The sequence below is a fragment of the Rhizobium laguerreae genome, assembly GCF_002008165.1.
GTDB classification, from domain to species: Bacteria; Pseudomonadota; Alphaproteobacteria; order Rhizobiales; family Rhizobiaceae; genus Rhizobium; species Rhizobium laguerreae.
Map to the genome: position 1 here is coordinate 661,622 of NZ_MRDM01000014.1, position 25,909 is coordinate 687,530.

23 protein-coding genes and 3 pseudogenes are annotated in these 25,909 nt (G+C 62.1%); 9 read left to right on the plus strand and 17 right to left on the minus strand.

The window, feature by feature from the left end; genetic code table 11:
* Positions 1-27 precede the first annotated feature (27 nt).
* From BS630_RS19070 to BS630_RS19080, 3 genes are all read right to left on the minus strand, one after another.
* Entirely contained in the window at positions 28-879 is an 852-nt protein-coding gene (locus BS630_RS19070) for a carbohydrate ABC transporter permease (protein WP_077978637.1), read from the minus strand.
* Entirely contained in the window at positions 879-1,763 is an 885-nt protein-coding gene (locus BS630_RS19075; RefSeq protein ID WP_077978638.1) for a carbohydrate ABC transporter permease, read from the minus strand. The genes BS630_RS19070 and BS630_RS19075 overlap by 1 nt, the downstream gene beginning before the upstream one ends.
* A 195-nt stretch (positions 1,764-1,958) precedes the next feature.
* A complete protein-coding gene (locus BS630_RS19080; protein WP_077978639.1) occupies positions 1,959-3,233 on the minus strand; it encodes an ABC transporter substrate-binding protein in 1,275 nt (424 codons plus the stop codon).
* A 197-nt stretch (positions 3,234-3,430) separates the two neighbouring features.
* Here BS630_RS19080 and BS630_RS19085 point away from each other — a divergent pair, with 197 nt between their 5' ends.
* Both BS630_RS19085 and BS630_RS19090 read left to right on the plus strand, forming a co-directional pair.
* A complete protein-coding gene (locus BS630_RS19085; RefSeq protein WP_077978640.1) occupies positions 3,431-4,648 on the plus strand; it encodes an ROK family protein in 1,218 nt (405 codons plus the stop codon).
* Between the two features lie 115 nt (positions 4,649-4,763).
* Positions 4,764-5,150 (plus strand): cupin domain-containing protein, encoded by a 387-nt coding sequence (locus tag BS630_RS19090; protein ID WP_077978641.1) that lies wholly within the window; start codon positions 4,764-4,766, stop codon positions 5,148-5,150.
* Positions 5,151-5,312: 162 nt separating this feature from the next.
* On the opposite strand, the gene BS630_RS19095 is transcribed toward BS630_RS19090, so the two are convergent.
* A complete protein-coding gene (locus BS630_RS19095) occupies positions 5,313-5,450 on the minus strand; it encodes a hypothetical protein (protein WP_231284829.1) in 138 nt (45 codons plus the stop codon).
* Between the two features lie 255 nt (positions 5,451-5,705).
* Here BS630_RS19095 and BS630_RS19100 point away from each other — a divergent pair.
* Positions 5,706-6,321: pseudogene (locus BS630_RS19100) on the plus strand (3'-5' exonuclease).
* A gap of 27 nt (positions 6,322-6,348) precedes the next feature.
* On the opposite strand, the gene BS630_RS19105 reads toward BS630_RS19100, so the two are convergent.
* A complete protein-coding gene (locus tag BS630_RS19105; RefSeq protein ID WP_077978642.1) occupies positions 6,349-7,212 on the minus strand; it encodes a DMT family transporter in 864 nt (287 codons plus the stop codon).
* A gap of 90 nt (positions 7,213-7,302) precedes the next feature.
* Here BS630_RS19105 and BS630_RS19110 point away from each other — a divergent pair, with 90 nt between their 5' ends.
* Positions 7,303-8,712, plus strand: a complete 1,410-nt coding sequence (locus BS630_RS19110; protein WP_077978643.1) for an aminotransferase-like domain-containing protein — start codon at positions 7,303-7,305, stop codon at positions 8,710-8,712.
* 240 nt (positions 8,713-8,952) lie between these two features.
* Here the strand turns inward: BS630_RS19110 and BS630_RS19115 are convergent, their stop codons facing one another.
* The gene (locus BS630_RS19115) at positions 8,953-9,354 is read right to left on the minus strand and encodes a response regulator (protein ID WP_003560657.1); all 402 of its coding nucleotides are present in this window, start codon (positions 9,352-9,354) and stop codon (positions 8,953-8,955) included.
* Between the two features lie 10 nt (positions 9,355-9,364).
* Positions 9,365-11,110: a sensor histidine kinase gene (locus tag BS630_RS19120; protein WP_077978644.1), complete on the minus strand. Its 1,746-nt coding sequence runs from the start codon at positions 11,108-11,110 to the stop codon at positions 9,365-9,367.
* Positions 11,111-11,197: 87 nt separating this feature from the next.
* On the opposite strand from BS630_RS19120, the gene BS630_RS19125 reads away from it, so the two are divergent.
* Positions 11,198-11,734 (plus strand): GNAT family N-acetyltransferase, encoded by a 537-nt coding sequence (locus BS630_RS19125; RefSeq protein ID WP_077978645.1) that lies wholly within the window; start codon positions 11,198-11,200, stop codon positions 11,732-11,734.
* Between the two features lie 170 nt (positions 11,735-11,904).
* Here BS630_RS19125 and BS630_RS19130 read toward each other — a convergent pair whose 3' ends face one another.
* Complete coding sequence (locus BS630_RS19130; protein WP_077978646.1) at positions 11,905-14,784, minus strand: helix-turn-helix transcriptional regulator; 2,880 nt, start codon at positions 14,782-14,784, stop codon at positions 11,905-11,907.
* 371 nt (positions 14,785-15,155) lie between these two features.
* On the opposite strand from BS630_RS19130, the gene BS630_RS19135 reads away from it, so the two are divergent.
* On the plus strand, positions 15,156-15,737 hold the full coding sequence (locus BS630_RS19135; RefSeq protein WP_077978647.1) for a glutathione S-transferase N-terminal domain-containing protein: 582 nt from the start codon (positions 15,156-15,158) through the stop codon (positions 15,735-15,737).
* On the plus strand, positions 15,734-16,588 hold the full coding sequence (locus BS630_RS19140) for an alpha/beta fold hydrolase (protein ID WP_077978648.1): 855 nt from the start codon (positions 15,734-15,736) through the stop codon (positions 16,586-16,588). The genes BS630_RS19135 and BS630_RS19140 overlap by 4 nt, the downstream gene beginning before the upstream one ends.
* Positions 16,589-16,643: 55 nt before the next feature.
* On the opposite strand, the gene BS630_RS19145 is transcribed toward BS630_RS19140, so the two are convergent.
* The 3 genes from BS630_RS19145 to BS630_RS19155 all read right to left on the minus strand — a co-directional run bounded on the left by BS630_RS19145 (position 16,644) and on the right by BS630_RS19155 (position 19,708).
* A complete protein-coding gene (locus BS630_RS19145; protein WP_077978649.1) occupies positions 16,644-17,558 on the minus strand; it encodes a phosphotriesterase family protein in 915 nt (304 codons plus the stop codon).
* A 223-nt stretch (positions 17,559-17,781) separates the two neighbouring features.
* On the minus strand, positions 17,782-18,438 hold the full coding sequence (locus BS630_RS19150) for a Vgb family protein (protein ID WP_077979232.1): 657 nt from the start codon (positions 18,436-18,438) through the stop codon (positions 17,782-17,784).
* A gap of 49 nt (positions 18,439-18,487) precedes the next feature.
* Positions 18,488-19,708, minus strand: coding sequence for a helix-turn-helix domain-containing protein (locus tag BS630_RS19155; RefSeq protein ID WP_077978650.1), 1,221 nt, complete (start codon positions 19,706-19,708; stop codon positions 18,488-18,490).
* 119 nt (positions 19,709-19,827) lie between these two features.
* Here BS630_RS19155 and BS630_RS19160 point away from each other — a divergent pair.
* Both BS630_RS19160 and BS630_RS19165 read left to right on the plus strand, forming a co-directional pair.
* A pseudogene (locus BS630_RS19160) lies at positions 19,828-20,624 on the plus strand (DUF899 domain-containing protein).
* A gap of 5 nt (positions 20,625-20,629) precedes the next feature.
* Complete coding sequence (locus BS630_RS19165; RefSeq protein ID WP_077978651.1) at positions 20,630-20,977, plus strand: hypothetical protein; 348 nt, start codon at positions 20,630-20,632, stop codon at positions 20,975-20,977.
* Positions 20,978-21,076: 99 nt separating this feature from the next.
* On the opposite strand, the gene BS630_RS19170 is transcribed toward BS630_RS19165, so the two are convergent.
* The 6 genes and pseudogenes from BS630_RS19170 to BS630_RS19190 form a co-directional block, all read right to left on the minus strand.
* Positions 21,077-21,718 carry a metallophosphoesterase family protein gene (locus BS630_RS19170; RefSeq protein ID WP_077978652.1) on the minus strand — a complete coding sequence of 214 codons (642 nt, stop codon included), beginning with the start codon at positions 21,716-21,718 and terminating at the stop codon, positions 21,077-21,079.
* 173 nt (positions 21,719-21,891) lie between these two features.
* A complete protein-coding gene (locus tag BS630_RS38435; protein ID WP_280952162.1) occupies positions 21,892-22,419 on the minus strand; it encodes an ADP-ribosylglycohydrolase family protein in 528 nt (175 codons plus the stop codon).
* Between the two features lie 86 nt (positions 22,420-22,505).
* Positions 22,506-22,799: pseudogene (locus tag BS630_RS38440) on the minus strand (ADP-ribosylglycohydrolase family protein); the annotation flags it as partial.
* A gap of 333 nt (positions 22,800-23,132) precedes the next feature.
* Complete coding sequence (locus BS630_RS19180; RefSeq protein ID WP_077978653.1) at positions 23,133-23,963, minus strand: inositol monophosphatase family protein; 831 nt, start codon at positions 23,961-23,963, stop codon at positions 23,133-23,135.
* Positions 23,960-24,790, minus strand: a complete 831-nt coding sequence (locus BS630_RS19185) for a glycerophosphodiester phosphodiesterase family protein (protein WP_077978654.1) — start codon at positions 24,788-24,790, stop codon at positions 23,960-23,962. The genes BS630_RS19180 and BS630_RS19185 overlap by 4 nt, the downstream gene beginning before the upstream one ends.
* A 10-nt stretch (positions 24,791-24,800) precedes the next feature.
* On the minus strand, positions 24,801-25,907 hold the full coding sequence (locus tag BS630_RS19190; protein WP_077978655.1) for an ABC transporter ATP-binding protein: 1,107 nt from the start codon (positions 25,905-25,907) through the stop codon (positions 24,801-24,803).
* Positions 25,908-25,909: the final 2 nt, after the last annotated feature.

Below are 25,909 nucleotides of genomic sequence, written 5' to 3' on the forward strand. Positions count from 1 at the left end.
CTTCCAAGGGCCTGTTGTCGAGATCGCTCATCCCTTCACCGCGCCCATCGTCAGACCGGCGATGAAGTGCCGCTGCATCAGGAAGAACATGACGACGGGCGGCACGGCGACGACGATGGTGCCGGCGGAAATCAAGTTCCAGGCCGAGACCCACTCGCCGCGAAGATTGGCAAGGCCGGCAGTCACAGGCTTGACGGAGTCGCTGACGGTCAGCACCACGGCCCAGAAGTAATCGTTCCAGATGAAGGTGAAGATCAGGATGGCGAGTGCGGCAAGCGCCGGCCGCACCAGCGGGATCGCCACATGCCATAGCGTCTGGAAGGGAGACGCCCCCTCGGCCCGCGCCGCCTGGAACAGCTCGTCTGGCAGTGCGGCGATGAAATTGCGCACGAACAGCGTCGCAAAGCCGGTCTGGAAAGCCACATGGAAGATGATCAGCGCCGCCGTCGTATCGATCAGGTCGAGCCGGACCATCAGGTCGCGCACCGGGATCATCATGATCTGGTGCGGCAGGAAATTGCCGCCGACGAACAGCGCGAAGATCAACATGTTGCCGGGAAAGCGGTAGCGCGACAGCACATAGCCGGCGAGCGTGGAGAGCACCAGCACGCCGATCACCGAGGGAATGGTGATCGTCAGGCTGTTGAGGAAGTAGCGGGCCATCGGTGTCTGCGTGAAGACATCAGTATAATTATCGATGACGCCGATGCCGGTCGGCCATCCCCACAGATTGCCGCCCATGACATCCTCGGTCGAGCGGAACGAGGTGAGGATGATCGCAAACAGCGGGCAGAGCCAGAGCAGGAGGACGATGACGACGGCGAGCACATAGAGACGGCGCTGCCAGACGGCGGCATCGGGAATGGGACGAGGATACATCAGCCTCCCCTTTCTTCGGTATGGATGATGCGGCTGAGATACCAGACGATGAAGACGGCCATGATCACGAACAGCACCGAAGCGATCGCCGCGCCGTAACCGAAGCGGTAGGAGAAGATCGACTGCTCGAACATCTGGTAGGCGAGAACCGAGGACGAACCGAATGGGCCGCCGTTCGTCATCACCGACACCATGTCGAAGGACCTGAGCGCCCCGACGACGGTGACCGCAATGGCGATGAAGGTGACCTGGGTCAGCTGCGGCAGCACGATGTGCCACAGCATGTTCCAGCCCCTCGCCCCGTCGACGCGCCCCGCCCCGATCAGCTCTTCGCTCAAATTGTTGAGGCCGGCGAGATAAAGCACCATGCAGAAGGTGATCTGCGGCCAGAGTGCTGCAATCACGATGGCGAAAGTGACGAAATGCTCGTCGGAGAGAACCGCCGGCGCCGTCGCTCCGAATGCCCTGAAGATCAGCGCCAGCAACCCGAACTCCGGCGTATAGACCCATGTGAAGACGACGCCGACCGTCACTGAGGCAAGCACCAGCGGAATGAAGAACAGCGACTTCAGGAAGCGCATGCCACGGATTTTCTGGTTGACCAGCAGCGCGATGGCGAGCCCGAGAGGCGGTGCTGCCATGAACATCACCAGCCAGATCAGGTTGTTCTTCAGCGATACGTAGAATTGCGGATCGTTGTAAAGCTCGACGTAATTACCGAAGCCTATCCACGCCATCGGGCCGAAGCCATCCCAGTCGTGCAGGCTGATCCAGAGACTTCTGACCGCCGACAGCAGGATGACCGTGAAGAACAGCACGATCGCGGGCGCGATGAGCAACGTCGGGGTAAGCCACCAACGCTGGCGGCGCCATAATGTCTGCATTTCTGGAGCCTCATGTTAGAGGTGCGGAGCCTTCAAGCTCAACTGCTGACAAAGCCGCCAACCTCTCTTTCGTCATGCTCGGGCTTGCCCCGAGCATCTGCCCACGTCGATGCGCAGCAGATCCTCGGCACAAGGCCGAGGATGACGTCGAGTGAGGGGCGCAGCTCGGCAACAAGCTGGGCTGCGACGCCCGAGTTAGATCTTGTATATTCGCTTACGCGTGCCCTCGAGGCGCGTCAGGATGGCCTTGCGCCGGTCGGGCTTGGCCATGAACTCCTGGAAGCCGACGAGACCGGCCTGCGCCATGTCAGGGTCGCTGTCGCGGTCGTAATATTGCGACGTGCCCTGCACCGTCTTCATCGTCTCGACCGCTACATTCACCAGCGGATCCTTGCTCGGCGGCAGATCGCTGCGCGGCGGCACGTTGCCGGCCGGCTCCAGATAGGCCGCCAGGTTCTCGGGCTTGTAGAAGTAGGCGAGGAATTCGCGCGCGCCCTGCTTGTTCTTGGCCTTGGCGGGAATGTGGATCGAGTTGACCGAGAACTCCTCGTAGTGGCCGACCTTGGCGTCGAGCACCGGGAAGGTTGCATAGGAGAGCTGCGGCAAATCTTCGGCGGTGAAAGCCGAGCGCAGGAAAGCGCCGAGGTTCATCATGCCGGCCTTCTTCTGCGCCAGGAGCGCCGCCGCTTCCTGCCAGCCGAAGGAGGTGTGGTTCTCGGTGAAAAACCCCTTCGAAATCATCGCCTCCCACTGGTCGAAAACCGCCGTCAACGCGGGATCGAGATAGCTCATCTCGCCGTTCATCAGCGCCATATGCTTGTCGAGGCCGTTGATGCGCAGGTTCATCTGGTCGAACCAGCCGGCCGCCGGCCACAATTCCTTGGTGCCGATCGCGACTGGCGTGATGCCCGCGGCCTTGCACTTGTCGCCATAGGCCATGAACTCGTCGGCCGTCTTCGGCACGGTCAGACCATGCTGCTCGAACACATCCTTGCGGTAGAACATGCCCCAGAGCGTGCCGCCGGTGGGAAGGCCATATTGCTTGCCCCCGTCGGTGACGGCGCCGGCCGTGGCACCCAGCACGTCCTTGTACTTCTCCTTCTCGAAAAGGTCGGAGATGTCGTCAAACAGGCCCCGCTTGACGAAGGCGCGCATGCGGTTACCCGAAAACCAGGAGCAAATGTCAGGCGCGCCGGCGACGAGATAGTTGCGGATGGCCGTCTTGTGGGCCTCGTGGTCCATATTGTTGATGACGACGTTGACGCCGGCTTCCTTGCTGAAGCTCGCGGCGATCGCCTTCAGCGCGTCGAGCGCTGCGCCATTGTTTTCGGCCGAGATCATCGTGACCTCTTGGGCCTGCGCGATCGCAGGGATGGGAAAGCTGCCGCTGACCGCTGCGGCGGAAACCATGCCCGCGCCTTTCAGGAAGCTTCTGCGGGTCGTCGACGGAAATTGCTTCGAAAATGCCATTGAATTCCTCCCAGTTGATCGATCAAACACCACCGTCCCGGCACCTCCTCCACGAAGCGCTCGATCAGGTATTCAACGCTGCGATCCACCCGCGATCCCGGCATATAATCCGCCTAGCTCAGTTGATCGGCGGCCAAACTTATGCATAGATCGAACCAGCCTGCAATAATTAATTTACAAAATTAAGGAACTCAATCGTGAAGCTGAAAGGCGACCAGACCACGGCGAGAGCCATGAACCGACGCCTCATCCTCAATCTCCTCCGGCGCGAGGGGCCGAGGAGCCGCGCCGATATCGCCACCGTCATCGGCTTGAGCCCGGCCGCCGTCACCTTCGTCGTCGCAGACCTTTTGGAAGAAGGCATCGTCATCGAAGGGAAGACCGTGCCCGGCCTCACCGGCCGCCGCCCGATCCCGGTGGATATCAACTACGAACACGCGCTCGCCGTCGGCTTCAAACTGATGGTCGATTCGGTGGAGTGCGTCGCAACCGACCTTGCCACCAACCCCGTCGCCGCCATGCGGGTAGGTCTCGACGGCCACGACCCGCATAAGGTCGCCGACCTGCTGGCGAGCACGGTTCCCGAACTGGTGAAGCTCGCCGGCCGGCCCGACGCCAAGCTCGCCGGCATCGGCATCTCCATGCCTGGCGTCATCAATCACGAACAGACGGCCTGCGTGCGCAGCTACCGATTCAAATGGGACAATGTCCCCCTCGCCTCGCTGGTCGCTGCCCGCGTCCATGTCCCGGTCTGGCTGGAAGACGACACCAATGCCTATGCCATTGCCCAGCAGCTCTTCGGGCTCGGCCGCCAGCATCGCAACATGGCGGTTCTCGCTGTCGGCGTCGGCATCAGCTGCGCGCTTGTCATCGACGGCAAGCTCTATCGCGGCGCCAATGGTGCTGCCGGCAAATTCGGCCACACTCTCTATGAGGAGAATGGCCGGCTCTGCGAATGCGGCAAGCGCGGCTGTCTGATGGCCTATCACTCCCAAATCTCGATGCTCCAGCGCTGGCGGGAGGCGACCGGCCGCGAGGAACTCGGTCTGCCGGAATTGTCGGGGGCGCTCGCATCAGGCGATGCCATCGCCCTCGCCCTCGTTGCCGATTCCGGCCGCGCCCTCGGCACCGCCCTTGCTAATCTCGTCAACATTACCGATCCCGAAGTCATCGTCGCCGGCGGCGAAGCCGTCTCCCTCGGCGACCCTTTCCTGACGCCGCTGCGCGAAGCGCTTTCCGCCCGGACCTTCCGAACCGCCCCGTCCCTCCTGCCTGACTGGGAGGACAATTCCTGGGCCCGGGGTGCCGCCGCCCTGGTCACCCAGAAAATATTCGACTTCGAATCCTCCGGCGGCATCACCGACATTGCCACTCTTACCGGCGTCAGACCCGTGGACTCATCGTCGGCGGCGTAGTGATACATTGGCTTACAAAAATGCGGGTTTGCCGACACATCCCTGGTTCAATCATCGACTTAAATCCCGATACGGCCAACCGGTCGGAAATGGTCAATTCAGGAAGGATGTCGACATGAAAATGATCCAGGCTATCGCGCTCGCCCTTGTTCTCGGCGGCGCAGCTGCTGCACACGCAGAACAGCCGCTACAGCGCACCGATCTCCTCAAGAGCGATATCGATGTACCCGGCCACGAGGTCGTTCAGGTGCGCGTCGATTTTGCGCCCGGCGTTCTCGCCCCCAGTCACTCGCATCCCGGCGAGGAGATCGCCTTCGTCATCGAAGGAACGCTGGAATACCAGCTCGAGGGCAGGCAGCCGGTTACCCTCAAAGCCGGCCAATCCTTGTTCATTCCCACCGGCGTCGCTCACTCGGCGAAGAACGTCGGCAGCGGCAAGGCGTCGGAACTGGCAACCTACATCGTACGCAAAGGGGAACCGCTCGTCGTGCCCTCCAAGTGAGCCGTTCGTATAACCAGTGATCAGGCTGCGCACCGCTTTTCTTGCCATTCCTGTGCTCTCGCAGGAATGGAGGAAACGTGGAAACAGCGAAATAGATCAGCGCCCCAGCGCCCATCGAATTCGCCGACCGCGTGGACCTTTGGCGTCGGCAGCGCGAGCTTCTCAAGGATCGACAGGTTCTCGGCTTCCCTGAATGACGACACCTTGGAGGCGGCGCCTGTACAGCTTCAGCGCCAACGCACCATATTCGAAGACCTCGGCTTCTTTGCCCGAACCAAGGAGCCGACCGATTTCGGTCATTGCGGTGCCTCAATTTCTGATTTCAGCAAGACTGCATGGTGATCTCGCGAGAAATGCCGCGATCACCGCCATCGCAGTTTGCCACGGTCGACCACAACAGACGAGCGAAATTGTCGAGGCAGCACCTGCAGGTGGCACGCTTGGCCGGCGGCCATAGGCCTCCAAAGAGACGCCGGGCGCTTGCATCTGGATGCGCTCCATGCGTTGGATTCGTCCTTAAACTAATCCGGATAATTTGTCAGAGGAGCGTCGACGATGAAGACCGCGATCATATTCGACTGTGAATTTCTTTGCCTGGAAGGCTCGCAACGCAGATTTTGGTGCGCGGCCCACGATCCCGATCCTGTCATCGCGCAGATCGGAGCCGTCAAGCTTGGTCTCGAAGGCGAGTTTCAGATCCTCGATACCTACAAGTCCTATGTTCGGCCCATCGATCGCTTCGGCGAGAGGTATCCGCTCGATCCCTATTTCACCAATCTGACCGGCATCACCGAGGAGGATATCGACACCCATGGTGTGGCGTTTAGAGGATGCCCTTTCCGGCGTCGACAGCTTCTCGGGCGGCGCCCGGTTTTGGTCCTGGGGCAAGGACGAGCTGAACATGTTGGCTATCAGCTGCTATGTCGCAGGCATTCAGCCTTCCATCCCGGCCCGCCGGTTCGACAACGCCGTCAAGCTTCTCGTCGCTGCGGGCATGCCGATCGAGGATTTGGCAAAGACACCCAGCAACAAACTGGCCGACTACTACGGCGTCGACCATCCTCCATTGCGTGGGCATGACGGGCTCGACGACGCTCTGTCGATATCATACACGCTGCAACATCTGATGAGGATCGGAAAATTGCAGCCCGAGGTCTTCGATCGAACCTGAGGACAGAGAGAGCGTCACGATCCTCCCCTACCGCGCAAACCTGCGGGCGCCGGCGACGCAGAGGATGACGGCAACGGTCACGGCGAGCATGGCTGAGGTCACGGGCTCGTGCAGCAGGGTTGCCGCGAGCGCTAGGCCGAAGAACGGCTGAAGCAGCTGCAATTGGCCGACCGCGGCGATGCCGCCCTGCGAGAGGCCGCGATACCAGAAGATGAAGCCGATCAGCATGGAAAACAGCGAGACATAGGCAAGGCCGAGCAGCGCCGGCGTTTCGATGCCGGTGAAGGTCTCCGGCCGATGGAAAAGTGCCACCGCGACCGTCACCGGCAGCGACAGCACGAGCGCCCAGGAAATCACCTGCCACCCGCCGAGCGTGCGCGAAAGCCTGCCGCCTTCGGCATAGCCGAGCCCGCAGACGATGACCGCCGCCAGCATCAGCAGATCGCCGACCGGCGAGGCCGTCAGGCCTTGCGTCAATGCGAATCCCGCCACCAGCGCGCTGCCGAGGACGGAGAACAGCCAGAATGCCGGCTTTGGCCGCTCTCCACCGCGGATCACGCCGAAGATCGCCGTTGCGAGCGGCAGCAGGCCGATGAAGACGATCGAATGGGCTGACGTGACATGCTGCAGCGCCAACGCCGTCAGCAGGGGAAAGCCGACCACGACACCGAGCGCCACAACTGCCAGGGAGAGAATGTCACCCCGGCTAGGCCGCCTCTCTCTGAAAGCAATCAGCAGGCCAAGCGCGAGAAAGCCGGCGATCGCCGCGCGCGCCACGGTGAGGAAAACCGGATCGAACTGCATCACCGCCACGCGGGTGGCCGGCAGCGATCCGCTGAAGATCACCACCCCGATAAAACCATTGATCCATCCCGATGCTATGCGGTCCATGATGCGCTGCACTCCTTCATGCTCTCACTCTTATCGGCCAACACGGATGGTCATGACAGTGACAATCTGATACGATTTTGCGAAACTGTAGTGATGCAGAAAGCAATACAGATGAACGAGGGACGCACACGCGTGGAGATGGTCGTCGCGACGATCAGGCAGCGCATCGCCGGGCGCAGCCTGACGCCGGGGGCAAGACTGCCTTCCGTCCGGGGATTGGCCGCGACGTTGAAGCTGTCGACTTCGACCGTCGTCGACGCTTATGAGCGGTTGGTCGCCGAAGGCGCGATCCTGGCAAGGCCAGGCTCGGGATTCTACGTCGCCAACCAGGCAGCGCCCTTTGCGCTTGCCGAGGCTGGGCCGAAGCTCGACCGCGCGGTCGATCCGTTCTGGATATCGCGGCAATCGCTGGAGGCCGGCGAAGCCGACCTGAAGCCCGGCTGCGGCTGGCTGCCGCCCTCCTGGCTGCCGGGGGACGGCATGCGCCGCGGGCTCAGAACACTTGCCCGCGCCGACGGGCCGGCGCTCGCCGACTACGGCTCGCCGCTCGGCTTGCCGCAACTGCGCCAGCTGGTTTCCCGCCGCATGGGCGAACGGGGGATCGAGGCCTCCCCGGATCAAATCATGCTGGCGGATTCCGGCACGCAGGCAATCGATCTGCTGTGCCGTTTCCTGCTCGAACCCGGCGACACCGTGCTGGTCGACGATCCCTGCTATTTCAATTTCCATGCGCTGCTGCGCGCCCATCGGGCCAAGATCGTCGGTGTGCCCTACACGCCGTCCGGTCCCGATATCGATGTATTTGCGCAAGTCGTCGCCGATGAACGTCCGCGGCTCTACATCACCAACTCCGCCATCCACAATCCGACCGGCGCAACCTTGTCTCCCGTTACGGCTCACCGGGTTCTAAAACTCGCCGACCAGTTCGACTTGACCATCATCGAGGACGATATCTTCGCCGATTTCGAACACACGCCGGCACCCCGCCTTGCCGCCTTCGACGGGCTCGAACGGGTCATCCACATCGGCAGTTTCTCGAAGACCCTGTCGGCCTCGGCGCGCTGCGGTTTCGTCGTGGCGAAGCCGGAATGGATCGACGGCCTGACAGACCTCAAGATCGCCACCTCATTCGGCGGCGGCCGGTTGACGGCGGAACTGGTGCTGAACGTCTTGAGCGACGGCAGCTATCGCAAACACATGGAAACGCTGAGACACCGCCTCTCCCGGGCGATGAGCGAGGTCTCGGCCAGACTGAAGAATCTCGGCATAACGCCTTGGCTGGAGCCCCAGGCTGGAATGTTCCTCTGGTGCCGGCTCCCCAACGGCATCGATGCGGCTGATGTGGCGCGGGCCGCACTCGAAAAGAGGATCGTTCTGGCTCCCGGAAACGCATTCAGCCTGTCGCAATCGGCAACGAATTTAATGCGCTTCAACGTGTCTCAGATGCTCGATCCGCGATTGTTCGAGGTGTTGGGCAATGCGCTGGCAAGAAGAGGATAATGGAAGGTGGGCGGTAACGGATCAAGCGCCCTCTTCTCGCGGCGTCCACCAACGGTGATTGTTTAGGAGCGGTATTCACCAACGTCCCTCATCCTGAGGCGCGTAGCCCGGAGGGCGAAGCCTCGAAGGACACGCCGCAACGCAGCTCCTTGCATGCATCCACGCCGGCGCGCCCGCCTCGCCCTTCGAGGCCCCTGCGGGGCACCTCAGGATGAGGCTCTCTTGGGTGCCGCCCAACCATCAAAACGACCGGTGAACCGCCTTGTCGTTGGCAAGGCGCGTCACGCAGCCTTCGAGCTTGGCGAGCAGCAGATCGAAGTCGAGCGGCTTCGTCAGATAGTCCGCCGCTCCGCCGCGAAGGCCGGCAAGCGTGTTTTCCCTGTCGGTCAGCGCCGTCAGCAGGATGAAGGGAATATTGGAGAGCTCCGGGTGATTGATCTGAATTTCGGCCAGAAGCTGGTGCCCGTCCATCACAGGCATCGAAATGTCGCTGATGACGATATCGGGCCATTTCGACAGAATCATTTCCAGCCCTTCGGCGCCGTTCGAGGCCTCGAGCGTCTTGTAGCCGGCTTCGCTCAATTCTTCGACGAGGAGGTTCCGGATCTCGACTTCGTCTTCTATGCACAGGACTGTAACCATGAACTCTTCCTTAAGCTGCGACTTGTTGATCCGACAATAGAAACTCTATTGGCAGAAGAATGGTGAATGTTGTGCCTTTGCCGAGCTCGCTCGTCACTTCGACGGTGCCGCCATGCAGCTCGACGACCTGCTTGACCACGTTGAGGCCGATGCCGGTTCCGGCAATACCCGTCGCGCTGCGGGCGCGATAATAGGGTTGGAACAGCTTCGGCAGATCCTCCGCATCCATGCCGATGCCACTGTCGGAGATGGCGACCTCCACCGTCTTTTCGTCGGCCCGGGCGCGAACATGAATGTCGGGCGCGTTGGGGGAATATTTGACGGCGTTCGAAATCAGGTTGGTGAAGACCTGTTCCATCGCGCTGCGGTCGAACGTCAATATGTCAGGTATGGGCTCAAGATCGAGATGGAACACATGCGTGCGGCTGAGATGGCGCTGCCTGTCGCAGCAGGTGACGAACAAGGCTTTCAGATCACCTTGGCTGCGCTTCAGTGTGATCTGTCCGGTTTCGAGCCGGCCGCTGGCGAGGATGCTCTCCATCAGGTCGACCATGCGTACGACAGCGCTTCGGATCACGCCGGCTTTTTCGTGAACGTAATTGCCGCTGACGTTGGTCGTCGAGCGGCAGAGCCGCTGGGCAGCGGCGTCGATGATGGCGAGCGGCGTGCGAAACTCGTGCGAAGCCATGGCGACGAACTGGCGCTGGAGCGCATTCACCTGGCGTTCGTGCACCAGCAGGCGATCCAGTTCCTCTCTCTGCCTTTCGATTTCGGCCGTTCTGTCGGCCACCATCTCTTCCAGATGGTTGCGGTGATGGGTGAGCTGCGCCTGGCTGTCCAGCAGGGTCAGCGAGGTGCGATGCAGACCTCGTCCGAGCCAGAACACGACGGCGATCAGCAGCGCCAAACAGCCGAGCCCCGCCGGCGCGATCTGCCGAAGCAGCATGAATCCGGGCAGGATAGGCGGCCACACGAGGTAGCCGATCGTGCTGCCGTCATGGGACGACACAGGCACCTGCGCCCGCTCGCCCTCCCCTTTCGAAGGCGCGAAATGCAATCCTTCGAGCCGCGCATAATGGGCGATGCTTTCGGCAGCCTTTCCATCGAGGAACTTGACCGAGACGGCGATGAACTCCCGGCCCGCCTCGATCTGCATCCTCGCCGAACTCGGCAGAATGGGACGGGCGCTTATTATCGCCGGCCTGTTGCCGACTGTGATCGTCCGAACCTTGGCCAGTTGGCCCAGCACTTCGGACCCGGACTTTGCAACCTTGTCGACAAGAGTGGTGCGGATCGCACCGGCGAGAGCGGTCACTTCTCGACCGTCGTCGTCACCGAGCCGCGGCGGCACCGCATCCGCGCCGTCGCGAAACGCAAACATCAGGCGATTGGTATCGTCGAAGATATAGGTCCTGTCGTGCCCAAAATACCGGCTCGTCCACTGGCCGACATTATCAAGCAGCCATTCATGGTTCCGCTGCTTGGCATAAAGGAAGGCATCGTCCCATTTGGTGACGCTTTCCTGCTCCCGGGGAAGTGCCGCGATCTGCTCTTCCAGTCCTTGGCCGACGAAGTCGGCCTGCCGGCGCAACGAGAGATCATCGACCTTCACCGCGGCGAGCCACGCAAATCCGCACAGCAATGCTGCCGCCGCGCAGGTGAGCGTCACCAAGACGAATGTAATGTGGGATGTGAGCCCGACCTTCAATACCTGCAACCTTTTGATGGCGCCCGCTGCCGAGAAACTGACACGCAAAGGTTGACGGACCGTGAATTATGCGCTCCCGTGTGGCTCTGCGGCAGGTGCCCCATAGCCATTCCGCAATCGTTGAAGGAGAAGCACATGGATGCAGCAGCAGCATCGGATACGTTGGGCATCAGGATCGAACCGATCGCTGCCGTCCATATCGACAGCTTTCATCGTACGCTTGACGTGGTCGCGCGGGAGAAAAAATACCTGTCCATGCTGGAAGCAACGCCGCTGCCGCAGACGCGTGAGTTCGTGATGGGCATGATTGCAAAAGGCAATCCGCAATTCGTTGCCACCGCTGAAGGCGAGGTCGTCGGTTGGTGCGACATCAGCCGGCATTTCTTCCCGTCGCGCGCCCATCGCGGAAGGCTAGGAATGGGAATTCTTCCCACCTATCGGGGCAAGGGTCTCGGACGACGGCTCATCGAGACGACATTGAGAGCCGCACAGAAAAGCGGTTTTGCCCGGATCGAACTCGATGTTTATGAAGACAACGCCCGTGCTATCGCTCTCTACGAAAAGACGGGATTTGCCCGCGAAGGCATCGTCCGGCGTGCGGCGTGCATCGATGGCCGGTTCATCGATGCGATCAGCATGGCGCTTTTGTTCGATGAGCGCGGCTTCTCATAGATCCTGGTATCGCCGTCGATTTTTGGAAAGGCTCCAGCAAGCCGACAGAGCCGAAGCGGCCGTCGCCGTCGGCAGCCGACGGCTGAGGACGCAATTTTGCTTGATCACTCCGGTCCAGCCGAATTTCCTTGTCCAATCCGTATACGCACTGTGCATCCACACCATCAGTCCTATCCCAGATCGATGATCCTGAGCCGGTGTGCGACCGCCGCGGCGGCGCCCCGGCTGGGGACGGAAAGCTTGCTCAAAATGTTGGACACATGAACGCTCGCCGTTTTCGAGGAAATGAATAGGTTCTTCGCGATCTCCCGATTGCTCTGGCCAGCCGCGACTAGCCGGAGGACCTCGAATTCCCGATCTGTCAGGCCGAGGGGCGCCTTCGGCGCCCCCTCATCCTCTTCATCCCGCAAGTTAATACGAGCCTTTGCAGCGAGGGCTTCAATCTGGTTGCCCAAAAGGCGGGCGCCGATCGAATGAGCAAGCTTCGCGCCGCGCCTGAAATGGCGCACCCCACTCGTCCGCTTGCCGGCGCTCACCGCGGCGGCACCTGCCTGCATAAGGGCGTACGCCTCCCGAAAGGGCTGGTTTAATCCAGCCCAGCTTTGGGCAACAGCAGCCCATCCATCGAGATCAGAAACCGTGGCGCGCGACATCTCAGCCAAAATCGCCAGCCTCTCGGTCTGCTCTACCATATTTCGGCATGGGACCTGAGCGGCAAGCTCGGCCAGTTCCAGAGCAACGTCTCTCTGGTTCGTATCGACGGCAAGGCGGATGGCGGAAGCCAGGAGCGGCCAAGAGGCGCTTCCTCGCTTCTCCAGATGCGCCAGAGCAGATCTCACCAAAAGCGCCGACTGATCCATGTCACCTGATAACGCTGAGCTTTCAATGTCAAATTTCAGAAGGTTGGCTGCCATACGGCTGGCAACTTGGGGCCCCGGCGGGAGAGCGCGCAACGATCTTGCCGCTGCAGCAATTCGATCCGCATCCCCTAATGCCAAGGCGATCTCGGCTTGGCATTCGAAGACGTGAACAAGCCCCAATGGCAGCGGATCCAGCGCCGCCATCCGTTCGCATGTCTCAGTGGCTTCGGAGACATGGCCCAAGACCAAGAAGGCGCGGCAAAGGGGCGAACCGACCAGTGCTCCTATATACCGTGCCTGCCCGAGTTCGACCGTCCGCGCAAAAATCGCCGGTCCGATCTCAATGATCTGACCATATTCTCCTGCATCGAGCAGGGCCTGCAGCAGTGCTGCGCCCGCAAGAATCTCGACTCGGCCTATGGACACCTGCTCCGCCCGCATTGCGACGGTCCGATGGGCATCGATGCGAGACACGTTCGGCGCCATGTCCAGCGACGCCGCAATGATCAGGGCCTCGATACGGTATTCCTCATCGTCGAGCCCCCCCGCCAAATCCCTCAGTTCCTCGCCCAAGCACCTGGCGCGATCGAACTCTCCCCGTAAAATCAGCGCACGGGAAAACTGCCCCAGGGCATCAGCGCGCAACCTTGTGGGACGGACCGCATGATCGAGCGCGCGCTCAAGGTCTGCGATCTCGCCTGGGAGAAGCGCGTGCTGACGCATTACCGCGCGCTGCAGAAGAAGCGCCGCCAATTGCTCGCCATCGCCGTCGGCATCCAGTGCGGCGAGCGCGCGTTCGACAAAGGCGAGCCCCTGCTCCGCCTCCGCTGCCCAGCAGGCGGCATCAGCAGCGAGTTCCAACACCTTGCAATAGTCCACGCCGATCAATCCAGTCGCATCTTCGACCTCGGGCCACGCCGCTAACACGAGCTTCAGCATCTCCATCTGGTCTACATAGGCGAAAGTGGCAGCGGCTTCCGCCGCAGCATGCCAGGCCCATTTCAGGCAACGTTCTGCTTGGCCGGCGCCGTGCAGATGACGCGCGAGCGCTACGGAATGCCAAATCCGGTAGCTTGGAACCGGTCCGCGTTCGAGCACGTCGGCATAGAAGCGATGGATGGCCACCTTTTCGCCGGCGATCAGGTCGCCCCGCACAGCGTCCTGGATGAGTGCGTGGCGGAACGCATATCCATCACGATCGGCCGCGACGACCCCCGCCGAAATCGCGGGGCGCAACAACTCTGCGAGTTCGAGGTCATGTTTGTTCGCCACGTTGCGAAGTAGCGAATGGGTAATATGCGGTCCGCCGAGCGCCATCACTTTCAACAACTTGGCCGTGGATGCCGGCAGGTCTCTCACGCCTCTCAGCAGGTAATCGTTGAGCGAGCCTGGAACATCTGTGCGCAAGCTTCCGCTCGCATCGATAAGTGCCTCGGTAAACAGCGGGATTCCGCAGCCCCGCAAATACACGCTGTTAATTGTAGCAGGCGTTGGCGGCGATCCGAGCAGGCCCTGGAGCTGCATGGCGATCTCCGCGCGGGTGAGGCGAGGAAGTTTCAGCACTTCAGAACCCTCGGAAAGAGAGAGGTCCACGATGGTTGTCCGCAATGCGTTGGGGCCGTTCGCCTCCTCGGGTCGATAGGTGACGATCAGCATGAGCCGAATTTTCTTCAGCCGCGTCGAAAGAAAGCGAAGCAAATCGCAGGTTCCCTGATCGGCCCAGTGGATGTCCTCGATGACCAGGACGAGCGGCATCTCTCGCGCCAATTCCTCGAACAACATTCGAAGTGTCTCGAACAGCCGTGACCTTGCGATGCCCGCATCAAATCGCTCGGAGGTTTCGCCGAGTTCGGGAAGAAGCCACGCCAGTTCTCGGGCACCCTCGCCGCTGACAAGCGATCCGACTGCGGACTGGCCGCGCAGGCGAACCAATTCATGCAGAAGAGCTGTAATAGGCGCGTAAGGTAAGGCCGATTCCTGGTGCTCAATGCACCCACCTTTTAGGATCAGGGCCCGGCCTGAGAGTCGATCGGCGAACTCGTCGACCAGCCGGCTTTTTCCGCCACCTGCTTCTGCCCCGAGAAGAATGCAACATTGCCGACCGCCAGAGACATCTCGGAAAGCGGTTTCCATGGAATTGAGTTCTGCGGCTCTGCCCGAAAACCGCGCCCTTTTACGGAAAGTCGACACAACATGCTCCGATACCTGGAATTCGAGATTGCAGAGATGAAGCCATAATCATCCCATCTGTACAACCGGCAGCACGCTGCCCGATCCCGACGGTTTGTAAACACCAGTAGGCCGACCTTCCAAAGGCAGAGGTGGGGTTGATGCAGAGCGCCACAGACTAGACTGCGCTCGGTCGGTCGACTGAATTTCTATGCCCCCAGACATGCATTTCAAACCATTCCTAATGAATATGCCCGATGCGGCACCCCCCACCTTAGCCACAGTATCCGGACATGAAGGGAACATTTATGCGTGGGCGATCGGGTAACCGCCCGACGCTGCCCACCTCTTCTTGGACAATGGACATACGAAACGAAGGAAGGAACGGTTGGATGAAACTTTACTCTGCGCCCGGATTCTCCAGCTTGGCGGACCACATCGCCATGCTGGAGGCTGGAATTCAATTCGACCTGGTCAAGGTCGACCTGGAGACGAAGCAGATTGAAGGGGGCGGCCGATACATGGACATCAATCCGGCGGGCTATGTGCCCGCCCTTATGTTCGACGATGGTGAGGTGCTGACCGAAAATGTTGCCATCCTGGCTTGGATCGCCGACCGCGCACCGGAGTTGGCACCGCAGGGTCATCTGGGCCGCTTCCGCCTGATCGAGATGCTGAGCTTTCTTGCAACCGAGATTCACAAGCGCTTTCCCACCTACCTATCGCTTCCGAAGGAAGCCAGGGAGCCGACGGGCCAGCAAATAGTGCACTGGTTCGGCTTCGTCGCCGGCCGACTTGAGCGGGGCTATCTGTTCGGAGAGACCTTCACGGTCGCTGATGCCTATCTTTTCCAACTCGCGTGGGGCGCAACTCAACTCGGATTCGCTCTGCCCGAGCCGTTAGGCGAATACATCGTACGGATCGAACAACGGCCGGCGGTGCAAGCCGCGCTGCACCCCGAGGGCTTGGCATGAGTGGGCTGATGATCCGCACTGACGGAGTCGAGCTCGCGACGCAGAGCTTCGGCGATCCGAACCAGCCGCCGTTACTTCTGATCATGGGCGGAATGGCGTCGATGCTGTGGTGGCCGGAGGAATTCTGCCGTCGGCTCGCCGAACGCGGTCGTTTCGTGATCCGCTACGACCAGCGCGATTCCGGCCTTTCGACCAAATATCCGCCTGGTCGGCCCGGCTACACCTTCGAGGACGCCGTCGATGACGTTTTCCGTGTGCTCGACGGCTACGGAATCGCGAACGCTCATATCGTCGGCTTTTCCCTCGGCGGCATGGTCGGGCAGGTGGCCGCACTGAAGAGGCCGGAACGCGTGCTTTCCCTAACGGCGATCAGTACCTCGCCGGTCGGTGTGGATAGATCCCATTTCCCTCCGAGCGGCGAGGCCTGGCTGGAACATATGGCCGTGGAGGCGGATTGGTCGGACCGGGCGGACGCGGTCGCGTACCTGGTCGAGGATTTGCGCCTGACCGCCGGAATGGCACATCCATTCGACGAAGCCGGAACTCGAGCCTTCCTCGAACGCGACTTCGACCGCTCCGGAGGCTATCTGAGTGCCACCAACCACAGCGTCCTCTTTGAGATCGGCGAGACATGGCGAGGCCGGCTCGACGAGATGAAGGTGCCGCTTCTCGTCCTTCACGGCACCGCCGATCCGGTCTTTCCGCCGACGCACGGAGAGACACTCGCGCGGACTGTGACAGATGCGAAGTTCGTGAAGATCGAAGGTGGCGGCCACGAACTTCACCCCGGAGATTGGGAAAAGATCATTTCCGCCATCGACGAACATGTCGTAAGAGCGATGTGCGTCTAGCAACAGAGACAAGCCATTGGGGATTGAAATAATGGGCCGTGCCTGGCCACTCCACCTATCGGGCGAAAGCCTCGAACGGATTGTCGTGGGTCAGGCGCATCAGGGTCCCGTCGTCGATGCCCCGCCGTTTCAGCTCTGGCAGCAAGACCGTGGAAAGATGGGTGTAAGGCTTGGGTGTTCCGCCCATCGGCAGCGCCGGATCGAACCAGCCGCGGTCATGACTCAATAACAGGCGATCGCCGCAGCCCGCTTCCAGCGCCTTGATCACCAGCTCTGCCACCTCGTTGTCCTCGCCCCGGCCGACATGGTCATATTCGATCCAGGCGCCTCGCTCGGCGACGGCGACGTTATAGGCGAAGTCCGTTTCTTCCTGCGTATGGATCGAGATGAACCTGTCGGCCCTGTAGCCCTCCGCCTCGATGACATCGAGCTGATCCATGACGACCCGTCCCCTGATCGTATGACTGCCGATAACGGCGTCTTTCTGCGCCGCGGCGCGCGAGGCTGCCCGCAGGATTTTCGTCTCGAGCGCCGTCATGCCGTCATCGCCGGCGCTGAGCTTGATCCAGCCCGCCTGGAAGCCGGTCTCGCCGATCTGCTCGGTCAGCTCGGCAAGCATCCACGCCTCCAGTTCCTTCTCGGAAGCATGGCGAACCCATTCGGAAATCCAGGGCTCGCGGTAATTGCCGGTGGGAACGACGATCGGAAAATCCGTCGCGAGCGACACGGCAAGATCGATATCCGCGCGGCGCCCGACGCCGCCCGTCGAGCATTCGACCAATGCCGTCACACCGAGCTTCTTGATCCGTTCGATCTCAGGGGCCATCAGCCGAACGACGTCTTCGATCTCAGCTTCGGCATAACCGGGCTGGTCGGGCGTCCTAAGGTCGACGAAGACATGCTCGTGCGGGAGGATCATCCCAAGTTCGGATTTGCTCTTAGGCCCGAGCGTCGTGCGCAGATATTTCAAAGTCTCTCCCCCTACCGTCGCACCGGCTTGGCGTACAGCCCCCTCGACCGACACCGAAGCCTCGACACTGCCCGCGAAAGTAGATCGTCACGTGACGAAATCAATCGCTCACTCAGTTGAAATTTCCACAACTTGACCCTTGGTGTCGACTTCCAACTTGGCGCCCGGATTGCTGGCGAGCTGAATGTCGCTGGGGAGAGATATGCCGCATCGGCCTCTTCGGCTACTTCCCCTTCCCCTCCTTGCCCTGCGCCGGCCGGCTGATCGCGCGGACCTTGCCGCTGGCGCCGCCGCCGCAGAAGAAGCAGTCGGCGCCGTCGGATTCGAGGCCGGAGACGCCGGTGCCCTCGGGCATCTCCAGCCGCTCCAGCACCTCGCCGGTTTCGGGGTCGATGCGTCTGACGTCGCTGTCATCGCCCTCCCAGGTGCCGTGCCAGAGCTGGCCGTCGACCCAAGTGACGCCCGTCACGACGCGGTTGGATTCGATGGTGCGGAGGATCTTGCCCGTCTCCGGGTCGATCTGATGGATCCGGCGCCCCCGGTGCTGACCGACCCAGAGCGAGCCTTCGGCCCAGGCAAGGCCGGAATCGCCGCCATTGCCGGGCGCCGGGATGGTGGAAAGGATACGTCCGCTCTTCGGGTCGATCTTGTGAATGACATCCTCGGCGATCTGATAGAGGAACTCGCCGTCGAAAGCCGTTCCGGCATGGGACGCAACCTCGATCGAGCGCACCACCTCGCCGCTTGCGGGATCGAGCGCATTCAGCCTGTCGCCCGAGGCGAACCAGACGTGTTCACCATCGAAGGTGACGCCGTTGACGCGCTCGGCGCCGGGAAACGGTCCATATTCACGGATGATCGTCGCAGCCGATTTTTTCATCTCTTCCATCCTGTTCGCCCATAGGGCCATCTTCATCAGTCAGGCCATACTAGTCGCTTGGCAAAGGTCCCGGGAGTAACAAGATCGTCGGGAAACCGGGCAGCGGCGGGCTCATCCAGCGCCTTGCCCGCCCGCGCCCGAAGGATTGCACTTTGGCCTCCCCGGCAAGCGAATCCAGCGCCCGCTGCACGGTGCGCGGGCTGGCGCCGAGCGCGATCGCCAGCGCCGAGCTCGACCACGCCTCGCCATCAGCGAGAAAGGCGAGCACCGCCCCATGCTGGCCTTCGACCAGCGGCGCCAGCACGACGGTCTCGCCGGCTCGCCGCGGCGAAAGCGCAAAACCGCGTTTCGTCGCCGAAACCTCGGCGAGCGCCCGCAGCTCGGCGCGCAGCCGGCCGATCTCGACGCGCAGCCGGGCACGATGCGATTCATCGGCATGTTTCCCGCGGAAGGCGCGCGCGACGAGCGTGCCCCTGGCCATATCCCCCGGCGAGGCTTCGGCGAGCGCTCGGGCGAGCGCGAAGAGCACCGGCCGCGTTGCCAGCGACACGGAAAGCTGATCGTCTCGCACGACATGGCGGCAGGCATCGACGACGAGCGCGCCCGAGCCGAGCAACTCTTCCACCTCCTCAAGCCGCAGCGGACTTTCCCGCCAGCGCGAGATCAACCGTGCCACGGGTGCGTTGAGTACGTCGGCGGCATTTTCTACCTCCGCCGTCAACACGGGCATACCGGCCTCGCGCGCCGCCTGCCTCGCCCGGTCAAGCGCCGCACGCGCCGCTTTCGTCTGCAGGCGCCGGATCGCGATACCCGCCACCACCAGCTCGTGGGCAGCCCTTGCCGCCGGCGGCAGCGGCGTCGGGTCGAGTGTTTCGAGTGCCCGCTCGGCCTCGTCGAGCCGGCCGATCAGCACCAGCCGGCGAAGCTCGACATTCCTGGCATGGGCGGCATTGACCCTGTCGCCATGCGCTTCGAGCACCTTGCGCGCGCCCTCCAGCGCTTTGGGCGGCCAGGTGAGATCGCGCGAGACCAGCGCGATCTCGGCCTCGGCGACCACGCAGCGGGCGCGCGCCACCGCCTCCCGCGGACCGAAAGCACGCGCCGCACTCTTCAACAGCGCCTTGGCACGGACGAGATCGCCGAGCTGCGCCATCGCAATGCCGCGCAGCGCCAGCGCCGGCGCATCGTCGCGCAGCGCCACACGCTTCAGCGCGCCGAGCGCATCTCCCACTGCCAGCGCCCGCGCCGCTGCCGTGATCAGCGAGTCCATTCAAATCCCGTCACACTTGTCACTCCCACCATTTCCCCACCCGGCCTTAGATTTGTCGTCGACCGGCAAGCAAGCCTGCGCCGGATGCTACGACGAGAGACAGGCAAAGGAGAAGACCCATGACGACAGAGCTGAACGCAACACGGCAGCAATGGCTGGCGGCTCGCCTCGATTTGCTCGAAGAGGAGAAGGCGCTGACCCGGCAGAGCGACGCGCTGGCGAGCAAGCGCCAGCAATTGCCGCGTGTCAGGATCGACAAGCAATACCACTTCGACACCGACGCCGGCAGCATCTCGCTGAAAGACCTCTTCGGCGGGCGCTCGCAGCTTCTCGTCTATCACTTCATGTTCGGGCCGGATTATACCGCGGTATGCCCCTCCTGCTCCTCGATCGCTGACGGTTTCAACGGCTTCTTCGTTACCTGGAGAACCACGACGTCGCCTTTTGGGCGGTCTCGCGGGCGCCGCTCGCAAAGCTCGAAGCGTTCAAGCAGCGGATGGACTGGAGCTTTCCCTGGGCCTCCTCCTTCGGCAGCGACTTCAACGGCGATTTCAGCGTCTGGTTCTCTGCCGAGCAGCAGCACCAGGGCGAGGTAGACTATAATTACCGCCGCGAACCGCCCGCTCCCGAACCGCTCCCAGGCAGGACTGTCCAGGAATGGCAGCCGCGCGACAGCGAGGCCCCGATCACCCAGATCGCCGCCATGACCGGCACCGATGTCCCCACCTATACCCGCGACCGGCCGGGCGTCAGCGCCTTCGAACTTATCGATGGCGCCGTCTACCACAGCTATTCCAGCTATGCGCGCGGGCTGGACGGGCTCTGGGGCATGTATCAATGGCTCGACCGCGCACCCAAGGGCCGCAACGAAACCGGCATCTGGTGGCGCCACCACGACCGGTACGGCAAGGAGTGACGCCGATGCTGCTTTCAGCCCACACTCCCGAGCGAGGCGACGGCAACGCCGCTCTCAACGCCGCCGAATGGCTCTCGCTGGCCGCCGCAGCAGACGGATCAGTTGCTAAGCCGAGCAGTGGCATGGCGAGCCCGGGCCGCCGGATCGCCACCCACGCCGCCGATTGGCTGTCGCTTGCCGCTGCCCCGACATTCGCGGTCATGGCGCTGCTGACGGCCACGACCGGCAGCGCCGACATGATCTGCACGACGACGCCGGATGCCTTCCCGATCGGCGGAATGGTGCCGATGTACCTGCTGATGAGCGGTTTCCACCTGGCGCCCTGGCTGCGGCTCGCCGGCTGGCGAGCCTGAATGGGCGGCGACCTCGCGCCCTCTTCTCCCCAGCGGGGAGAAGAGGGAGCAAGCCGCACTGCCTCCTCCCGTAATATCTCCCTGCCGGCCCTCCCAAGTTCACGCCCTCACCGCGATAAAATCGATCGGTCCGCCGGCAATCTCGTCATCGAACACCGCGCAGGAAAGCTTGCCACCGAAGACGCAGCCGCTGTCGATGTTGGTGCGGTTTCCTGTCGTCACCGGATTGGACCGTGACGGCGTATGGCCGTGGACGAGGTGTTTGCCCCAATATTCGCCTGGCTCACCGGCCAGGAACCGCATCCATAGAAGATCGTCCTGGCTCTGCCGGTCCAGCGGAAATGCCGGATCGACGCCGGCATGGACGAAGATGCGATGCCGGTCGACATGCATGAGCGGACGATCGGCCGCCCACTGCAGATGCTGCGGCAAAACCCTGCCGCCATAGGATATTTCGGTCTCCAGCCCGCCGTTGCCGAGCCATACGGCTCTGCTCTGACCGTCGGCATAGGCAGCGACCATCATATCCTCATGATTGCCTTTCAGGCAGATCCATCTCCACGGCTCAGATGGACCGGCAATGATCCGGTCGAGAACACTTTTGCTGTCAGGCCCGCGATCGACATAGTCGCCAACGAAGACGACGGTCCCTTCAGACGCATAAGCCTCGATCCGATCGACCATCCTGTTCAGCGGATCGATACAGCCGTGGATGTCACCTATGGCGAATGTGTAGCGCATGCTTCGTTTTTAACGCCTGTCGGGGGCCAGGTGAAGTCCGGATCGCCGCGGCAGATCTCAATACTGCCGACAGAATCCGACTCATTTCCTGGCACTTACGGCGATTGCTTCGCCTTTGGCTTGAGTTCACATATTGATCGCCGATCCGCGGATGGGTATGGCATTGGGCATTGCTAGCCAGCCCTCTTCAACAACTGGCCGGCCAGCTCGATGCAATCAACCGGCCAATATAGTTCGGGCCTTGGATGCGCGACCTTTGGGTTTCCCTCGTGTGGTCGGCAGGAAAGTATCGATTCACGCCATCGGCTGGGGATTGCGCACTCCCCATGAATCGCACCGAGTAGAGCTCCGGCAATCGCTGCGTTCGTATCCGTATCGCCACCACTTGAGACGGTGCTCACTACGCCGTCCTCCAAGGAATTCGAATGCAGCAATTGAAAAATGGCATTCTGAAACGCGATCAGGACCCAGCCTTGCTGATTCACGAAGTCCTTTGGCGGTTCCTTTTCGGCGGCGGCTATTGCATCACGAATGCTGTGATCGACACCAAGCTCATCGGACCATTTTCTGATCGTCTGATAAACATCTCGAGGCGTCGGGCCTTCGGCAATTGCGTACGATAGCGCGCGAGCAAAGAGATTGTTGATCTGCCGGCACACAAGGTTCGGATGTGTGATGATGGCGTCCTGTTCCGCCCACAACCCGACCTGTGCGGTTGGAAGCTGAGATCCAAAATGCCGAGAGGTGACACACGCATGAGCGCACCGTTGGCTTGGCTTTGGTGGTCAGGCTCGTAGCGAATTCCATTATATATCGTCCGGCCAATGTCAAAGGGCTTGGATGCCAGCCAATCTTCATAGGCCCGTCGGGCAGCGTCCTGAACATATGCTCCTTCCGCGACAATCGATCTGGCCAAAGCCAGCGCCATCTCGGAGTCATCAGTTGGTTGACCAGCAATGGTGTTCCATGCGCCGCCATCATGAAGTTCGCGAACGCCATGGGGATATTTCTGGCGTATTTCCTGGGGCGTCTGAAACTCTACCAGCGAGCCAAGTGCATCCCCTGCCAGTTGACCGAGAATACAACCATTGCACGGGACGTTGTTGTATTATCTATGATTTTCATGCCGCCTCTGGCGAGTCGTGAAGCGCCTTGATGCGATCACCCTGTCATGCGAGTGGCGCAACGCCGCAAGCGACGATACTAATCCGCTCAGCTTTCCGCTAGTCGTTACGATGTTCGAGCGACCGCTATCGGCACAAAATAAAATCCCTCATCCGTCTACCGCGACCTCCGCTCCCACCGTTCACCTGTCGCATTGCAAGTCCCCCCGCCCCGTTAGGGTGAGGGGTAGTGTCTTGCGTCCGCTTTGAGTGAGTGCCCTTGCCAGACTTTCCGCCAACGTGCCGAGCTATCACCCCTCCGTAAAACTCCGGCGGATCGCCTCCCAGCTTTCCGCATCCGGCGCCAGTAGCAGCCGGCCCTTGGTCATCGCAGGACGATAGGTTTCGCCGCTGAGCAATGCCCCGTAGCCGCCGGCTTCGTGGTGGATCAGCACGCCGGCGGCGTGGTCCCAGGGCTTGAGCTCGGCGTTGAGCGAAAAGCTCATAGCGCCTGTTGCCACCGCCCGGTATTCATAGGCCGAGCAGCGCCATGTGGTTGTGCGGGCAAAATGCAGCAAGCCCTGAGCGTAGACCGGTTGCTCCTCGGCGGGAAACATATGCAGCGGCACGAAGCCGTGCATTTCCCCGATCGGCCCCGGTGGCGCGACGCTGAGCCGGGTCTGCGTGCCATCACGGGCAATATGCCACGCCCCTCGCCCCGGCCGGGCGGCGAGGAAATCGCCGGTCACGGGATAGTGGATCAGCCCGGCCACCGTCTCGCCGGCAGAGACGATCGCCACGATCATGCCGAACAGCGGCAGGCCATGGGCGAAATTCCAGGTGCCGTCGACAGGATCGATGATAACGGCGAGATCGGCGTCGGCAAGCCGCGTCAGAATCGACGGATCGGCGGAGACCGCTTCCTCGCCGACCAGCAGCGCCTCGGGAAAGTGCGCCGACAGCGCTTCGGTGAGCCGTCGCTCGGCACCGATATCGGCATCGGTCACCAGATCGTCAGGCGCGGTCTTGGTGCGAATGCCCTCGGCGGTGACGCCGAGGAAGCGGGGCAGGATTTCCGCCTCCGCCGCCCGGCGCATATCCTCCATCACGGCGAAGAATATGTCGTCCAACACGTCCCTCATGCGCGGCGCCCCTCGATATAGGCCTTAAGCGCGGCGGGCTGGTCGGTCTGGATGACGCTGATGCCGGCCGCCATCATCCGACCCCAGATCGCATCGGGATATTCAAGGGCCGCACTATCGGTCAGGCCGCAGCAGGAGACCGGATCGAGTGTGTTGACCCAGAGGGAGATCCCGGCGTTGCGCAGACGTTCGTGCTGGCCGGCCAGCGTCTCAAGCTCGTCGAACTTGGCTTCGCACATGAAGGGGCGCGCCGCGATGACTGCCTTGGCGGTCTCTTCGGCGCTCCCGACCCTGAAAAACGCCTGGCCCATGAACGGAATGCCGTCGATCCCGGACTGCCTGGCGAGCCAGGCCAGCGCCTCCGGCGTATCGGCGCGAGCCTTGAGATCGACCTGGTCGGCCATGCCCATCTCTTTGACCTTGGCCGCGACGATATCAATCATCTCGAGGTCCTTGAGGTCGAGATCGACGAAGATGCGGCCACGTACGGTTTCGAGCACCTGTTCCAGCGTCGGAACCGTCTGCGTCGTGAACGGCTGGTCCGGCCCGCCATCGGCCATGCGCAGCCGCAGGCTGGTGATCTCGGCGATCGTCATCTCCTCGGGGATGCGATCGATGCCGGCCATGCGCTCGAGCGTGTCGTCATGCAGGATGAACAGCACGCCATCGGCGCTCTGGCGGATATCCACCTCGACGATGTCATAGCCGCCGGCAATCGCATTCTCGATTGCGGCAAGGCTGTTCTCCGGAGCCTGATGCCAGGCGCCGCGATGGGCGACGATGGCGCAGGAACGCGACGGATCGGCAATGTGGTCGATGTATTTCATGGGACTTCCTTTAGTTTGCGCTGAGGGCGCCGGGTATGGCCCTGCCGCTCGCTGCATCGAAGAGATGCAGGCGGGAAGCCGGGAGATTGAGAAGGAGTTGGCTGTGATCCGGTATCTCGACGCCGAAGGGCGTCGCGATCCTGACGACCGAGCCGCCGAGCTCGGCTGCCAGGATCGCGTGCGAGCCGAGATCCTCGCGAAACCGCAGAGCTGACGTGACCACATGTCCGTCGCCCCCGCCGTCAATCAGGACATCCTCTGGCCGGATGCCGAGCTGATAGGCGCCGGTAAGCCGGGCCTGCGCCACCACCTGCCCGTCGGCGAGCCTGAGCACCGTGCCGTCGCCGATGACAGGCAGGATGTTCATCGGCGGCGCGCCAATGAATTTGGCGACGAAGACCGAGGCCGGCTGGTGATAGATCGCTTTCGGCGTGTCGAACTGTTCGATCCGCCCCTTGTTGAGGATGAGGATGCGGTCCGCCAGCGTCATCGCCTCCACCTGATCGTGGGTGACGAAGACGGTGGTGGCGCCGATGCGCCGGTGCAGTTCGGCAAGCTCGACACGCATGTCGTGCCTGAGCTGAGCGTCGAGGTTGGAGAGCGGCTCGTCGAATAGAAGCACGCCGGGCTCGCGTACGATGGCGCGGCCGATCGCGACGCGCTGGCGTTGGCCGCCGGAAAGCTGCCCGGGCTTGCGGCCGAGGAAGTCCGACAGCCCGAGCATCTTCGCCACCGCGCCGACCCGCTCGATGCGCTCGGCCTTCGCCATGCCTGATACCTTGAGGCTGTAGGCGATGTTGTCGAAGACGCTCATATGCGGGTAGAGCGCATAGTTCTGGAACACCATGGCGCAGCCGCGATGTTTCGGCTCCAGATCCTGCACCTGCCGGCCGCCGATGACGATCGTGCCGCCGCTCACCCGCTCCAGCCCGGCGATCATCTGCAACAGCGTGGACTTGCCGCAGCCGGAGGGACCGAGCACGACGGTGAATTCGCCGGCTCGGAGTTCGACATCCATCGGCGGGATGACGACGGTCTCGGCGTCATAGGCCTTGGTGACGCCTGATAGCGTGATGTTGGCGGCAGCGGCGCGGATGGCCATGTCGATGGCGTTCATGC

Bases quoted from the DNA above. Each gene is read 5' to 3' on its own strand.
- BS630_RS19150 (WP_077979232.1), bottom strand. From the start codon at position 18,438: ATGAAAAAATCGGCTGCGACGATCATCCGTGAATATGGACCGTTTCCC.
- BS630_RS19140 (WP_077978648.1), top strand. From the start codon at position 15,734: ATGAGTGGGCTGATGATCCGCACTGACGGAGTCGAGCTCGCGACGCAG.
- BS630_RS19155 (WP_077978650.1), bottom strand. From the start codon at position 19,708: ATGGACTCGCTGATCACGGCAGCGGCGCGGGCGCTGGCAGTGGGAGAT.
- BS630_RS19115 (WP_003560657.1), bottom strand. From the start codon at position 9,354: ATGGTTACAGTCCTGTGCATAGAAGACGAAGTCGAGATCCGGAACCTC.
- BS630_RS19080 (WP_077978639.1), bottom strand. From the start codon at position 3,233: ATGGCATTTTCGAAGCAATTTCCGTCGACGACCCGCAGAAGCTTCCTG.
- BS630_RS19190 (WP_077978655.1), bottom strand. From the start codon at position 25,907: ATGAACGCCATCGACATGGCCATCCGCGCCGCTGCCGCCAACATCACG.
- BS630_RS19125 (WP_077978645.1), top strand. From the start codon at position 11,198: ATGGATGCAGCAGCAGCATCGGATACGTTGGGCATCAGGATCGAACCG.
- BS630_RS19185 (WP_077978654.1), bottom strand. From the start codon at position 24,790: ATGAAATACATCGACCACATTGCCGATCCGTCGCGTTCCTGCGCCATC.
- BS630_RS19165 (WP_077978651.1), top strand. From the start codon at position 20,630: ATGCTGCTTTCAGCCCACACTCCCGAGCGAGGCGACGGCAACGCCGCT.
- BS630_RS19095 (WP_231284829.1), bottom strand. From the start codon at position 5,450: ATGACCGAAATCGGTCGGCTCCTTGGTTCGGGCAAAGAAGCCGAGGTC.
- BS630_RS19090 (WP_077978641.1), top strand. From the start codon at position 4,764: ATGAAAATGATCCAGGCTATCGCGCTCGCCCTTGTTCTCGGCGGCGCA.
- BS630_RS19170 (WP_077978652.1), bottom strand. From the start codon at position 21,718: ATGCGCTACACATTCGCCATAGGTGACATCCACGGCTGTATCGATCCG.
- BS630_RS19105 (WP_077978642.1), bottom strand. From the start codon at position 7,212: ATGGACCGCATAGCATCGGGATGGATCAATGGTTTTATCGGGGTGGTG.
- BS630_RS19180 (WP_077978653.1), bottom strand. From the start codon at position 23,963: ATGAGGGACGTGTTGGACGACATATTCTTCGCCGTGATGGAGGATATG.
- BS630_RS19070 (WP_077978637.1), bottom strand. From the start codon at position 879: ATGTATCCTCGTCCCATTCCCGATGCCGCCGTCTGGCAGCGCCGTCTC.
- BS630_RS19075 (WP_077978638.1), bottom strand. From the start codon at position 1,763: ATGCAGACATTATGGCGCCGCCAGCGTTGGTGGCTTACCCCGACGTTG.
- BS630_RS19135 (WP_077978647.1), top strand. From the start codon at position 15,156: ATGAAACTTTACTCTGCGCCCGGATTCTCCAGCTTGGCGGACCACATC.